The organism is Staphylococcus sp. GDX8P54P, assembly GCF_017893165.1.
Taxonomy (GTDB): domain Bacteria; phylum Bacillota; class Bacilli; order Staphylococcales; family Staphylococcaceae; genus Staphylococcus; species Staphylococcus borealis.
The window spans coordinates 106,069-121,122 of the sequence record NZ_JAESMM010000005.1 but is presented as its reverse complement, the minus strand read 5'-3'; the positions used below and the strand labels follow the sequence as shown (position 1 = coordinate 121,122).

The following is a 15,054-nucleotide window of genomic DNA, read 5'->3' as shown; positions in this document are numbered from 1 at the left end:
TTAATCTTCAAAAATAAAATCTTCATCTTGTAATGCTTCTACATTTAATGCCAATGTGTAACCATCACCTTTTACTGAGAAGAAGTCATGATTTTTAGTTGAAGTATCTAAAGCATTTTCAATGATAGGATTAAATTCTTTTTCCTCAAAATAAGGTTCGAAACCTAAATTTGATAAAGCTTTATTTCCGTTATATTGAACATAATTCAATACATCTTCACTTAATCCGATATCATCATATAGCAAGTGTGTATAAGAGACTTCATTTGCATATAAATCCTCTAATAATTTATACATTTCTTTGTCTGCTTTTTGTTTTTCATTTTCAGAAAGTTCATTACGCAAACTTTGTGCATCTAGTCCTGTAAATACACCATGTATCGATTCGTCTAATAAAATCTTTCTAATGATCTCACCAGAAGTAGTCATTCTACCTTGCCCAGCTAGGTATAGAGGATAATAGAAACCAGAATAGAATAGGAATGTCTCTAAAAATACACTTGAAACTCTCGCAATATATTGATCATATATAGAGGCTTCTTTTCCCCACAATTTATGATAATTTTCGATAATTTTATCAGATTTATATTTTAAATGAGGCTCTTCAATAACCCAAGTATCTAGCAAATAGTTCGTTTCACTAGAAGGAAGTAAAGTTGTAAAAATATGTGAATAACTTTTCGCATGAATTTGTTCCATCATTGCCATAAATGAATACACTGCTTTTTTACGTAAGTCTGTTGTGTGTAACATAATCAACGGCATACCATCATCTGCTTGATGCGTATCCAATCCTGTTAATCCTGCTAATGCACGTTTAAATGTATTTTTCTCGTCTTCAGTTAGTGTCTTCCAACTTGCAATATCTTTTGATACTTTAAATTCTGTTTCTACCCACATCTGAGAGATATTCTGACGCCAAAACATATTCGTCATATCTTCTTGGGTATTCCAATTGACGGCCTTCATTTAAAAATCCTCCTTAATTACTAAAAAGCAAATCTCATTCGTTAAAGGGAAAGGAGGTGAATCAATTTGTCGTGTTGACCCTACAACCTTCCCCTATTTAATACTTTATTCTATTAACTTCTAAAAATTAAATTGCGCAACTTGTACATTCTTCAACGCTTAATAATTTATTACGCGTATAATATAGTGATTTAAGCCCTTTGTGATGCGCATAAACATATAATCTTGATAATTCACGTGTTGAAATTTCAGAATTCACATATAAGATTGTTGAAATACCTTGGTCCACGTGTGTTTGAATCGTAGCAATCAAATCGATGAGTTTCATTTGATCAGTATTGAAAGCTGATTTATAGTACCACATTGTCTCTGGAGACAAGAATGGCATTGGGTAGAATGTTTCAGCGTTTCCGTACGTACGACGCTCAATTTGATCAACAATTGGCATAACTGAACTTGTTGCATTTTGTACATATGAAATACTTTGTGTAGGTGCAATCGCTAATCTATATGCATGATATAAACCATGTTGTTGCACTTGTTCTTGTAATGCTTTCCAATCATTAGCCGTTGGAATATCAATATGATCAAATAAACGTTTTACCTTTTCAAATTTAGGTTCAAAGTCTTGAGATGTATAGAAATCAAAATATTTGCCACTAGCATAATCAGACTTATCAAAATCTTGATATACTTCACCACGTTCTTTAGCAATTTCCATTGAACGCTCAATTGAGTAGTAGTTCATCATCATGAAGAATATATTCGCAAAATCTTTAGCTTCTTCTGATTCATACCCTATTTTATTTTTAGCTAAATAACCATGTAAGTTCATAACACCGAGTCCAACTGAGTGTAACTCACTATTCGCTTTTCTAACGCCTGGTGCATTTTGGATATTAGCTTCATCACTAACTACAGTTAACGCATCCATTCCAGTATGAACAGAGTCTTTAATTTTACCTGTTTCCATGACGTTAACGATATTTAATGAACCTAAGTTACAAGATATATCACGTTTGATTTCATCTTCAATACCATAATCGTTAATTACTGATGTTTCTTGTAACTGGAAGATTTCTGTACATAAATTACTCATTTTAATTTGACCAATATTTGAATTGGCATGCACTTTATTCGCATTATCTTTAAACATTAAATATGGATAGCCCGATTGTAATTGTGTTTGTGCAATCATATTCAACATTTCTCTTGCATCTTTTTTCTTCTTAACGATATTAGGGTTTGCTACCATATCGTCATAATATTTTTCTAAATCAATATCATCTAGTGTTACACCATATTCTTGTTTAACCGTATGTGGTGCAAACATATAGAAATCTTTGCCTTCTTTTGCTAAATCAAAGAATTTAGAAGGTACAATCAAACCAGTAGAAATTGTTGATAAACGCAAGTCTTCATCAGCGTTTACTTTTTTAGTGTCTAAGAATTCTTCAACATCATAATGGAAGATATTTAAATAGACAGCACCAGCACCTGGACGTTGACCGAGTTGATCCGCGTAGCTAAATCCACCCTCTAACGCTTTCGCTACAGGTAACACACCTTTCGCTACACCTTTAATACCTTTAATAGCTTCACCACGGGCACGTAATTTAGATAGGTTGATTGCTACACCACCACCAATTTTACTTAGCTGTTTGGCAGTAGAATCAATGAAGTTGATAGAATTTAAGCTATCATCCACTTCTAACAAGAAACATGATACTAATTCACCACGACGTGCGCGTCCTGCATTTAAGAACGTTGGTGTCGCAGGTTGGTATCGTTGTTCAATCATTGCTAGAATAAATTGCTTTGCTTGTTGTTTATTTCCGTCTGCTAAATAAAGCGCAACGATTGCGACGTGTTGATTATAATCTTCTAGATATTGTGATTTATCGTTAGTTTTTAACGCATAATCTTTATAGAACTTACTAGCAGACATGTAGCTTGCAAATTCAAAGTTGATTGATTTAGCAAATTCAGTGATTTCAACTAAGTCTGCTTCGCTATATTTCTCGAAGACATTAAAATAAAAATTGTTATCTACGAGATAGTGTAATCGTTCAATCTCACTGTCAAAATAAATTGTTTTATCATGGATTTCTTCAAGGTAAACCGCTAATGCTTCCTGATCCTTCTCTAAGTTAAAGAAACCATTATCTTTACGTTTCGTAACTTCATTATTTAGTTCAATATGATTGTACTTTTTCTCGTTCATCATTTTCATTGAAATGCCCCACCTTATTTTTAAATTCAATAACATCTTTATTAGAACCTTGTACTTCAAATTTCATTAATAGAGGTACATGATATGATTCGGAAATTGTTTTACCCGCTTTAGCAAAGTTTTGTCCCCAGTTTCGGTTACCACTTGCTGCAACTGCGCGTAAATTTTGATGATTAACATCTAAAAACGATTGTACTTCTTTAGGCACTTCACCAAATCCAATTGTTCCCGTAACTAAAATATAAGGTTCATCAAATGGATCTGTACAATTATCTTTAGTTATTTCCATTACATCTGAAATTTCACTTCGCTTGATAAATCTTCTTACATTACCAGAAAAAGAGAAATAAACTACTTTCATTGGAACGCCTTCTTTCGTCAGTCCATATTATTAACTAAAAAGAAGTTCTCTTAATTAAATAAGAAAACTTGCTAGACATTAAATACGACATATTTTAGACATTTATTTGGATGTCAACTAGCTGATGATTGTTATACTTAAAAGAAGTGACTTTCATTTCTAGCCACTACATGTAGTGTTTAGACTAAAATTTCGAGACTATTTCATCTATTAGCTCGTTCGTATAAATAGCATTGAATTGGGGATTTATACTTAAAATCCAGTGTGAAATTTCTATTAAAATGAATAATTTGTATAACACAAACTTTTTATACAACCACAACATGTTGTGGTTCATTTACAAATTCAATACTATATTCTGTGTTTCATTATACAGAATTGCTCTCTCAATTGAAAGTAACTATTTCGTGACAAAAGTTCGGAAAAACGTCTGAATGTGCATCACATCAAAGTTAAATTGATACAAATATTTATTTTTGAATATTTAATGTGTTTTAGTTGCATTTTCACCAGCAATATAAATGATTGAATTGTCAGCGTTCTTGAAGACCAATTATTTAAACAATCAATGTATTTTGTACAATTATTCAAATATATATTATGTCTCTCTCTAAAAACACGAATATAACATTTATAAAAAAATGGCATCTAACGTGTTTTTATTTAAACAGAACATTTGTTCGTGTTTAAATCATATTACATCCCCATATTATTTTCAAGTATTTATGCATTACTAATTGAATTATGCTACTATATATACGGTAATTTTTTACAAATGAGGCGATTAACCTTGAATCCAAAAGTTAAGGGCATCATTGCAATTCTAATTTCAGCGATTGGTTTTAGTTTTATGTCTGTATTTTTCAGGCTTGCAGGAGACTTACCTGTATTTCAAAAATCATTAGCAAGAAATTTTGTCGCAATGTTTATCCCATTGTTTTTCATATTTAAATATAAACAGCCTATGTTCGGGAAATTAAGTAGTCAACCTCTGTTAATTTCTCGCTCCACATTAGGACTTATAGGTGTCTTATTAAATATATATGCCATTGATCATATGGTATTAAGCGATGCAGATACTCTAATGAAACTTAATCCTTTTTGGACTATTTTACTGAGTTTAATTTTTCTAAATGAGAAAGTTCGTAAATATCAAATCGTTGCTATGATAGTAGCAATCTTTGGTATGTTATTTATCGTTAAACCTGAGTTCTCTTCAACAATGATTACGTCATTAGCCGGATTATTCTCAGGTATTTTCGCAGCCTCTGCATACACATGTGTTCGTGCACTTAGTACTAGAGAAGCACCTTATACTATCGTGTTTTATTTTTCATTATTTTCAGTTGTCGTTTTAATTCCGTTTTCAATTGCGACATATGAACCAATGACAACGATACAAATGGTTTACCTTTTAGGAGCGGGTCTTTCAGCAGCAGTTGGCCAAATTGGTATTACACTTGCCTATAGCTTTGCACCTGCGAAGGACATATCTATCTTTACGTATGCTTCGATTATTTTCACGGCAGTCTTCGGATTTATTCTGTTCGGAGAAACACCAGATTTCTATGCACTCATTGGTTATGTCATTATCATCGGCGCAAGCTATTATATGTTTGAAAAAGCGCGACGACAAACAGTAACAACGCAACACCAAACTAACACTAAGGAGTGATTCATATGACGCAAGGACGTCAAAAAGAAGAACTACAAGATATTACTTTATTAGGTAATCAAAACAATAAATATGAATTTGACTATACGCCAGAAGTTTTAGAAACATTTGACAATAAACATCAAGGGCGCGATTACTTCGTAAAATTTAATTGTCCTGAATTTACATCTCTTTGTCCTATTACAGGTCAACCGGATTTCGCTACCATTTATATTTCATATATTCCAAATGTTAAAATGGTAGAATCTAAATCATTAAAATTATACTTATTTAGCTTTAGAAATCATGGCGACTTCCACGAGGATTGCATGAATATTATTATGAATGATTTAATAGAGTTAATGGATCCACATTATATCGAAGTTTGGGGTAAATTCACGCCACGTGGTGGTATCTCTATCGATCCATATACAAATTATGGTCGCCCTAATTCTAAATATGAAAAAATGGCTGAGCATCGATTAATGAACCACGATTTATATCCAGAAAAAATAGATAATAGATAAAAGATTAATAAAATCCACTAAATTGTTTGACAATTTAGTGGATTTTTTCATTATTTGTGATATTTTATTTAAATTTACTATTGCCTATTAGTGAATTAAAGCGTATTTTATTATTATCATTTAAAATTACAAAAGAGTAAGATGATCTAAATAAAGCAACTTATTCTCATTCAATTTTAAATCATCAACTCATTGACTGAAATTTCTAAAAATTTCTATTTTTAAGAAATTACATTATTTTACATATCATCATCTTGATTATTAAATTTCAGTCTTTAAAGGGAAGAAAGGATTGGGATACATATGGCAACAAACAATTCCCATGAACAAGCAGTTCAAACAATACCTCAGCGTGGATTCTTCGGACATCCTAATGGCTTAGGTGTACTATTCTTTGTAGAATTTTGGGAGCGATTTAGTTATTACGGTATGCGCGCCATGCTCATTTTCTACATGTATGACCAAATTAAAAATGGTGGTCTAGGCATTGACCAAACGACTGCAATGTCTATTATGTCCGTTTACGGGGCATTAATTTACATGTCTTCAATTCCAGGTGCATGGGTCGCAGATAGACTCTTCGGTACTAGAGGCGCGACCTTGATCGGTGCAGTATTGATTATTATTGGACATATTTGTTTAAGTTTACCATTCGCAATGTTTGGGTTATTTGCATCAATGTTCTTTATCATTATCGGTTCTGGTTTAATGAAACCAAATATTTCAAACATTGTTGGACGATTATATCCTGAGAATGATACACGTATGGATGCTGGGTTCGTTATATTCTATATGTCAGTTAACTTAGGTGCATTAATTTCACCAATTATCTTGCAACATTTCCTTGATGTGAAAAATTATCACGGCGGTTTCTTAATCGCAGCAATTGGTATGGCATTAGGTTTAGTATGGTATATGATTTTCAACAAGAAAAATTTAGGCTCTGTTGGTATGAATCCAACAAATCCACTTTCTCCTGAAGAAAAAAGAAAATATGGATTAATTGTTAGCTTAGTTGTAATTGTAATTGCTATTGTATTATTAGTTACATACTTTACTAATACATTATCATTTAACCTTATTAGTAATACTGTTTTAGTTCTAGGTATTGCATTACCAATTATTTACTTTACAACGATGATTCGTAGTAAAGAAGTTACAGATGTAGAACGTTCTCGCGTTAAAGCATTTATTCCATTATTTATTCTAGGAATGTTATTCTGGGGAATTCAAGAACAAGGTTCAAACGTTTTAAATATTTATGGATTAGAGCGTTCTGATATGCAACTGAATTTATTTGGTTGGCAGACACAATTTGGTGAAGCATGGTTCCAATCAATTAACCCATTATTTATCCTACTCTTCGCACCAGTCGTTTCAACAATCTGGTTAAAAATGGGTAAAAGACAACCAAGCTTACCAGTCAAGTTTGGTATTGGTACCTTATTAGCAGGTGCTTCATATATTCTAATGGGACTTATCGGTATGAGTTATGGTGATTCACACTTCTCAGTAAACTGGGTTATCCTATCTTATGTAATCTGTGTAGTTGGTGAATTATGTTTATCTCCTACAGGTAATAGTGCAGCAGTTAAATTAGCACCGAAAGCATTTAATGCGCAAATGATGAGTGTTTGGTTATTAACAAACGCATCTGCACAAGCACTTAATGGTACGTTAGTTAAATTAATTGAACCTTTAGGTCAAACAAATTACTTTATCTTCTTAGGTAGTGTCGCAATTGTCATTACTGTGATTATCTTAGCTTTCACACCGAAGATTTCTAAAGCAATGAAAGGTATTCATTAACCTTTTAGACTATTTAAAAAGTGTCCTAATATTTAGGGATGGAACAATGAATTCAAATTGAATTCTGTTCCATCCTTTTTCTTTGTGTATCAACGTAAAAAGTGTAATCATAAAGACTTGAGCACTTGAAATACGCAAATCATAATTAAGTAAACCTGATTTCGGGTAAATATAAGATAATTAAAGTAAATTACGAAAGTAGGCATTATTATGGATCAAACATTTAATCATGGGGTTCTTTTTTACCATGAACATAGTGGTCTAAAAGATATATATGATGGTTTAGGAGAAGTTACTAAATCGCTAACAACCATTTGTAAGCATTTATCCATTCAATTAAGTGAAAATGAAGGCGACATCATTAAATATTGTGAAGATATTAAAAATCAAAACTATAGCAGTGATGTGGATATTGTCTTCATATTAGGTGGCGATGGTACTGTTAATGAACTTATCAATGGTGTTATGACAAATCAACTCAACCTCCCTATCGGAATTATTCCTGGAGGGACATTTAATGACTTTACTAAAACATTAAATCTACATCCAGACTTCCGAAAAGCCAGTGAGCAGTTAAAGACTTCACATTTAGAATCGTATGATGTCATGAAAGTAAATGATACGTACGTACTCAATTTCGTTGGCTTAGGATTAATCGTTCAAAACGCTGAAAATGTCCAAGAAGGTCGTAAAGACATCTTCGGCAAGTTGAGCTATGTCGGTTCTACCGTTAAAACATTAATGAACCCTGAACATTTCGATTATAAATTAACTGTAGATGACAAAGAATATACAGGTAACACATCAATGCTTGTTGTTGCTAATGGCCCAAACATAGGCGGTAGTCGTATTCCACTTGTCGATTTATCTCCTCAAGATGGTAAAGTGAATAGCTTTATCTTTGATAAACAAAGTTTCACTATTCTTAATGACATCTTTAAGAAACGCGATAGTATGGATTGGAACGAAATTACAAACGGGATTGATCATATTGCTGGTGCGCATATTACATTATCCACGGATCCAATTATGAAAGTAGACATTGACGGTGAAATTAATTTAGAAACACCTATTTCTATTGAAGTTCTGCCAAAAGCAATTCAAATTCTAACTTTCCCAGAAAATGCTGAACAATAACTATTAATTCTATCAATATAAAAGCGATTAAGGTTAATGACTCATTCATCATACCTTAATCGCTTATTTTTAATTATGTTTCAAGAAAGAATGCTTCCACATCTTTCCATCCATTAACACGTTTAAAGCGTTTTTCATTAACATTATGAGACGCAGTAAACATGATTGGTTCTCCTTCAAAAATTTGTAATTGTCGAGGATTATCATCAATGAGATAATCTGTTTTTACTATATTTTTACGACCGCAAAAGATAAATTGTTGAGGGTCTAAAAATGGGAAGAACTCAAGTAACCATTCATATTTATCATGAAATGATGTTGGTACATCCATCGCCGCTGTTGCAATGTAAACATCGTAATGTTCTGTTAATTTCTCAACTACCTCTTGTGCATGTGGCATTACCTTTAGATTTCTAAAAAAGCCAGGCGCTCTTAAAATATCACGCACTAATCCATCATGTTCCGGTATCACGTTTTTAAGCTTTTGACCATTGAGCGACTCAACCGTGATCCCTAATTCAGTTTTAACATTAACCGCTTCAATAATGGCACCTAATGTGTCTGCTAAGACTTCATCCATATCAATAGCTATAGATTTTCTAGACATAATATCTCTCCCTTAATCATCACCTATATACTGTTAAAGTATAGCAAAAATTCAAAAGAGAGTGGTACAGAATTCATATCGAATTGATTGTACCACTTTCTTGCTATATTTAAATTTATAGCACTATCAGAACTGATTCAATTATCTTGCATCGAAAGCTTAATCCGTTAGATTCGTCTTTAATAATCAAAGTGTTTCAATACTTCTATCATCTTGTCATTTTGTTCTGGGAATCCGATTGTAATACGTACACCAGTTGGAAATGGTCGTGTAATACAACCAATATTTAATAATGCTTCGTATAATTCTTGTGCTTTGTTTGTAACCACAAATACAAAGTTCGTTTGACTTGGTAAGAAATGTTTACTTTGCGGTATAGCATAAAATTTCTGACGTTCGACAGCATTTTTAGCTGTAATCTCATTTAAATAGTCTTGATCTTCTAACGCTGCAATGGCTGCATATTCTGAAATACGAGTGACATTAAATGGTGGACGAATGATGTTCCATTTTTCAATTGCTTCATTCGTAGCAACAACATAACCTACACGTAATCCTGCTAAGCCATAAGCTTTAGAGAACGTTCTTAATAAAAATGCATTATCAAAACGTTCTTGCAATTTCAATGTATCAGGATAATCATTTGCCGTAACGAACTCGAAGTATGCTTCATCAATCAATACTGGTACGTGACTAGGCACTTGTTCTAAAAAGTGTTCTAGTTCATCATGAGTGAAATACGTTCCAGTTGGGTTGTTAGGATTACATAACCATACTAAGGCAGTATCTTCATCTACTTCTTTTATAATCCCATCTAAATCAAAGCCACCATCTTTCAATGGTACTTGGACAACATCAGCTGATTCTACAATCGCGTTGTGATAGTACTGACCAAATGTTGCTTCACTCGTTACAATCTTATCACCCGGTGTTAATACCGCTCTTGAAATCATCAAGATAACTTCATCTAACCCAGCACCAAATAGAATTCTAGACGCATCCACATTCAAGTGCTCACTAATCGCTTTGCGTAGTGATGGCGACCCAGTTTCCGGGTAGTAGAATAATTCATCTACGTGTGCTTGAACTGCTTCTTTTGCTTTTGGAGAAGGGCCATATAAATTCTCATTTGAGGCAAGTTTATATAGGTCCCCTTCAATGCCATGTTTTTCTTTAAGTGCTTGTGGTGATAAACCTGGTTGATACGCTGTTAATTGATTTAATTGTTGTTTCATTGCCAACCACTCCTTTTCATAAATATAAAATGTTTATTCAATCATAAACGATGTTGCCTTACACAATATCAAATTGCAGGACTGCTATCGTATCTTAATGTACGCCATTCATTGCTTTTTTAACAATTGGAGAAATCGCAACTAAGATAACACCAATGAGAAGTGTAAACAATCCAGAATATAAGAAGAATTCTTTTTCACTAATAATTTTAAATAGGACAACAATTTGACTATTGATACTTTGTGCAGTCGCGTTACTTAACATCCATAGTGCCATCATCTGTGCTGAGAATTTTGCAGGTGCTAATTTAGACGTTACTGATAACCCAACTGGTGAAATACATAATTCTCCCAATGTGATTAAGAAGAAACTTAACACCAACCAAATAGGATGAATCATTTGAACATGACTACTTAACGGTATAATCATGACTAAATAAGATAACCCAGCGAAAATTGCACCTAGTGCAAATTTGTATACTGTACTTGGATTATGCTTACCTAATTTCGTCCATATACTAGCAAAGATAGGTGCTAATATTATGATAAATACCGGGTTAATCGACTGGAACCAGGCTGCTGGTATATGAAAATCGAGAACACCATTTGTCAGTTTAGCCAAACTTAGTTCTGTCTTCTGATCTGCAAAGTTAGCTAAAACTGTTGAACCTTGTTCTTGAATCATCCAGAATGCAACAGATGTAATAAATAACGGTATGTAACTATAAATTCTTGAACGCTCTTCTTGACGCGTCTTATGACTTGATAACATATAAACAAAAATACAAATCGGTAAAACGATACCTACGAATGTAACAATCATACTAAAACTAGATAGGCTTAATTGTCCAGTAAATTGCAAGATAAGTAGGATAATTGCGAAAATTAAAACGATAATACCAGTAATAATTGATAACCTTTTGATTTCTTCTTTGCGAAGCGGATTAGGCACACTTAAACCAGCTAATCCTAAGTTCTTTTTATTGGTAATATAGTATGTCACTAATCCTACGAACATACCTACTGCAGCTACAGCGAAACCATAGTGAAATCCTAGTCTTGTTTGTAAATATCCTGTCGCAAATGGTGCTAAAAAACTACCTAGGTTAATACCCATATAAAAAATAGTAAATGCTGCATCTAAACGTCTGTCATTATGGTCATATAATTCTCCAACGGTAGTTGAGATATTAGGTTTCAATAAACCTGTACCAATAATAAGCAGTAATAATGCAATCATAACTACGGTTAAACTACCCGGTATCGTCAACAGAATATGTCCAAACATAATAAGTATGCCACCATAAAACAGGGCATGACGTGTGCCAATCATTCTGTCTGCGATCCAACCTCCGATGGTACCAGACATATAGATAAGTGCACCGTATAACGATACAATTTGTAGTGCTGTCCCTTGTGGTAAACCAAAGCCACCTTTACTAACAGAATAGTACAGATAATAAGCTAAAATGGCTTTCATACCATAGTAACTGAATCGCTCCCAAAATTCAGTAAAGAATAGTGTACTTAAACCTTTAGGATGACCGAAAAATCCTTTTTGAGGTACACTCTCCACTATTTCTTGTCTAGAATAGTTCTTTGTATTCATTTTCTCCCCCCTAAAACCATACACGCTAATTTTGTGTATTTATTCATTAGTGTAAATAAAATCAAATCAGATTACAATTGTCTATACGAAATTCTCACTAAAAAAAGAAGCAGGACAGAAATTGAAATCAATTCGTTGTCCCGCTCCCTGAGCATCATTTGTACTATGAGAAACTTAATGTTAGCGTTTTTCAGTTTAGCAATCATCAAAGGCACTTTTATCAAGTAGCCTTAAAATAATCGGTGTGTCAATCGCTATACACTTCTTTTATTTGACTAAACCTTCTTGTTCAAGATAATGTTTTGCAACCTTATAAGGATCTTCATTTTTTACGGTAACTTTATAATTCATTTCTTGCATCTCTTCATCTGAAATTTTACCTTTTAACTTATTCAATGGTTTTTTAATTTCAGGATGTTCTTTTAAGAATTTCTCTTTAAACATCGGTGCACCTTGATATGGTGGGAAGACATGCTTATCATCCTTTAAAACGACCATATCATATTGTTTTAATTCCGCATCGGTTGAATACGCATCAATCAAATTGATATCGCCTTTTTCGACTGCAGTATATCGTAATTTTGGCTCCATTTTTTTAATATTTGATAAATCGAGTCCATAAGCTTTAGACACAGCTTTGTAGCCATCAGGACGGTCGTTAAATTCCATCGTAAATCCTGGTTTAAGTTTGTCCTCGACTTTTTGTAAATCACCTATCGTTTTAATATTATTCTCTTTAGCGAAATCCTTTTTTACTGCTAACGCATACGTGTTGTTGTACTTCATAGGTTCTAACATGGTCATGTCATATTTTTTCTCTAAACTTTGTTTAGCTTGTTGATATACAGCATCTTCTTTTTTAGATTTTAAATCTTCTTTCGTTAATTCTCCTAACACTGTACCTGTAAATTCTAAATAACCATCTATATCATCTGATTTCAAAGCATTGAAGAGGAATGATGTTTTCCCCATACCATCTTTAACATCAACTGTATTGTCTGTTTCATCTTCAATTAAAATTTTATACATATTTGTAATAATTGAGGGTTCTGAACCTAATTTACCTGCAAGCGTAATTGTGTCCCCTTTTTTCCCGAAAAGTGGTACAACAATGACCAATAATATAATAAGGATCATCACTCCAACAGTGATTAATAATTTCTTGTAAGACAATTTCTCCATATATCGCAATATCAAATCAAACATAATAGCGAGTAATGCAGCAGGAATCGCACCAATAAGAATGAGTGATGCGTTATTACGGTCAATACCTAATAAGATTAAATCACCAAGTCCGCCTGCACCAATTAATGCAGCTAAAGTTGCTGTACCGATAATTAATACCATTGCTGTACGAATACCGGCCATCATCACTGGCATAGCAATAGGTAACTCAACTCTCGTTAATCGACGCACCGGTTTCATACCTATACCTTTAGCAGCTTCAATGAGTGATGGATCGACTTCTTTAATGCCTGTATATGTATTTCTTAAAATTGGTAACAAGGCATACACAACTAACGCGATAATTGCAGGAAGTCGACCAATACCAAAGATTGGAATCATCAAGCCTAATAATGCTAAAGATGGAATAGTTTGTAATATTGCCGCTAAATTCATGATGACTTCAGACAAACGCTTCGTTTTCGTTAAAGCAATCCCTAGTGGAACAGCGATTAAGATCGCGATTAATAATGCGATAAATGATATTTGAATATGTTCTACAATAGTTGTAAATACTTCGCCTTTACGGTCGTTGAGGGTACTCAATAAGTTACTCATACTTTACCCTCCTTATCGTAGTCATCTTGAGATAAAAATTTAAAGACATCTTCACGCTTTAAGAGAGACTGCGTAGAAGTTGATGCATCATTCACAATCACCGCTTCATGCTGTGCTAATTTCGAATAAATTGAACGTAATTGGACATCACTATTGATGATTGGGTAATCGTGTTGCGTTTCTGTCTCTGTGAGCGGTGTTGTAATCTTTAAGTCTTTCAACTGCAATGTTTCTTGATTTTGATTTAAATGACTTCCCATAAATTCTTCTACAAATGCATTTTTAGGTTGATCTCGAAACGCTTGCGGTGTATCAATTTGTTCAACACGGCCATTGTTGAGTAAGCAAATACGATCGCCTAACTTCATAGCTTCTTGTATATCATGTGTGACGAACACGATTGTCTTCTTTATTTGTGTTTGTAATGTTATTAAATCATCCTGTAGCTTTTCACGACTTATCGGGTCCAATGCGCTGAATGGCTCATCCATCAATATGACTGGAGGATCAGCAGCTAATGCTCTGATTACCCCAACTCTTTGGCGTTGGCCACCTGATAATTCATCTGGTTTACGATCACGATATTTTTCTGGTTCTAAACCAACCATTGTAAGTAATTCGTCTACACGTCGATCAATATCTTTGTCTTTCCATTTTTTCATCTGTGGCACTTGTGCAATATTTTCTTTAATTGTCATATGCGGAAAAAGTGCAATTTGTTGTAACACATATCCAATGTCCCATCGCATTTCATAAACGGGATAATCGCTAATGGGCTTATCTTTGAAATAAATATAGCCTTCACTTAACGGAATTAGTCTGTTAATCATTTTCAAAGTGGTCGTTTTTCCACACCCAGATGGGCCGATGAGTACAAAGAACTCTCCTTCATTGATTTTGAAACTCACATTATCGACAGCTACATTATCGCCATAACGTTTGGTTACGTTTTTAAATTCAATCATTTAGTCACCTTCATTTAATCTACCTATTTAAAATGTTTGCATTCTTATTCCCTATTTAAACATGTTTAATGATGAATTCATATTAAATTAGTCATATTATTGTAATTACATCCAAAAAATATAGCATAACAATATAAATAAAAAATAAAGAGAGTAGGATAGAATG

The 15,054-nt window shown here is 33.3% G+C and carries 12 protein-coding genes; 4 read left to right on the top strand and 8 right to left on the bottom strand.

From position 1 onward, the window contains the following. From nrdF to nrdI, 3 genes are all read right to left on the bottom strand, one after another. A complete protein-coding gene (gene nrdF / locus KA909_RS01635; protein WP_053029945.1) occupies nt 1-969 on the bottom strand; it encodes a class 1b ribonucleoside-diphosphate reductase subunit beta in 969 nt (322 codons plus the stop codon). A gap of 127 nt (nt 970-1,096) precedes the next feature. Beyond that, complete coding sequence (gene nrdE, locus KA909_RS01630; RefSeq protein WP_193839638.1) at nt 1,097-3,202, bottom strand: class 1b ribonucleoside-diphosphate reductase subunit alpha; 2,106 nt, start codon at nt 3,200-3,202, stop codon at nt 1,097-1,099. Further along, nucleotides 3,165-3,563, bottom strand: a complete 399-nt coding sequence (gene nrdI / locus KA909_RS01625) for a class Ib ribonucleoside-diphosphate reductase assembly flavoprotein NrdI (RefSeq protein WP_053029947.1) — start codon at nt 3,561-3,563, stop codon at nt 3,165-3,167. Before nrdI ends, nrdE begins: the two co-directional genes overlap by 38 nt. A 790-nt stretch (nt 3,564-4,353) precedes the next feature. Between nrdI and KA909_RS01620 the strand changes: the two genes are divergently transcribed. The 4 genes from KA909_RS01620 (at nt 4,354) to KA909_RS01605 (ending at nt 8,690) form a co-directional block, all read left to right on the top strand. Continuing rightward, the gene (locus KA909_RS01620) at nt 4,354-5,238 is read left to right on the top strand and encodes a DMT family transporter (RefSeq protein WP_075108243.1); all 885 of its coding nucleotides are present in this window, start codon (nt 4,354-4,356) and stop codon (nt 5,236-5,238) included. Nucleotides 5,239-5,243: 5 nt separating this feature from the next. Beyond that, a complete protein-coding gene (gene queF, locus KA909_RS01615) occupies nt 5,244-5,744 on the top strand; it encodes a preQ(1) synthase (protein ID WP_053029949.1) in 501 nt (166 codons plus the stop codon). Nucleotides 5,745-6,047: 303 nt separating this feature from the next. Then, on the top strand, nt 6,048-7,553 hold the full coding sequence (locus KA909_RS01610; RefSeq protein ID WP_053029950.1) for an S-Cys-Gly-3M3SH uptake peptide MFS transporter: 1,506 nt from the start codon (nt 6,048-6,050) through the stop codon (nt 7,551-7,553). 210 nt (nt 7,554-7,763) lie between these two features. Further along, complete coding sequence (locus tag KA909_RS01605; RefSeq protein WP_075108245.1) at nt 7,764-8,690, top strand: diacylglycerol/lipid kinase family protein; 927 nt, start codon at nt 7,764-7,766, stop codon at nt 8,688-8,690. Between the two features lie 73 nt (nt 8,691-8,763). Here the strand turns inward: KA909_RS01605 and KA909_RS01600 are convergent, their stop codons facing one another. The 5 genes from KA909_RS01600 to KA909_RS01580 form a co-directional block, all read right to left on the bottom strand. Next, nucleotides 8,764-9,297: a 5' nucleotidase, NT5C type gene (locus tag KA909_RS01600; protein WP_193839640.1), complete on the bottom strand. Its 534-nt coding sequence runs from the start codon at nt 9,295-9,297 to the stop codon at nt 8,764-8,766. 179 nt (nt 9,298-9,476) lie between these two features. After that, a complete protein-coding gene (hisC, locus tag KA909_RS01595; RefSeq protein ID WP_210129889.1) occupies nt 9,477-10,532 on the bottom strand; it encodes a histidinol-phosphate transaminase in 1,056 nt (351 codons plus the stop codon). Nucleotides 10,533-10,626: 94 nt separating this feature from the next. Next, a complete protein-coding gene (locus tag KA909_RS01590; RefSeq protein ID WP_193839642.1) occupies nt 10,627-12,141 on the bottom strand; it encodes a peptide MFS transporter in 1,515 nt (504 codons plus the stop codon). A 267-nt stretch (nt 12,142-12,408) separates the two neighbouring features. Beyond that, the gene (locus tag KA909_RS01585) at nt 12,409-13,923 is read right to left on the bottom strand and encodes an ABC transporter permease/substrate-binding protein (protein ID WP_075108248.1); all 1,515 of its coding nucleotides are present in this window, start codon (nt 13,921-13,923) and stop codon (nt 12,409-12,411) included. Beyond that, complete coding sequence (locus tag KA909_RS01580) at nt 13,920-14,888, bottom strand: ABC transporter ATP-binding protein (RefSeq protein WP_075108249.1); 969 nt, start codon at nt 14,886-14,888, stop codon at nt 13,920-13,922. The genes KA909_RS01585 and KA909_RS01580 overlap by 4 nt, the downstream gene beginning before the upstream one ends. Between the last annotated feature and the right edge of the window lie 166 nt (nt 14,889-15,054).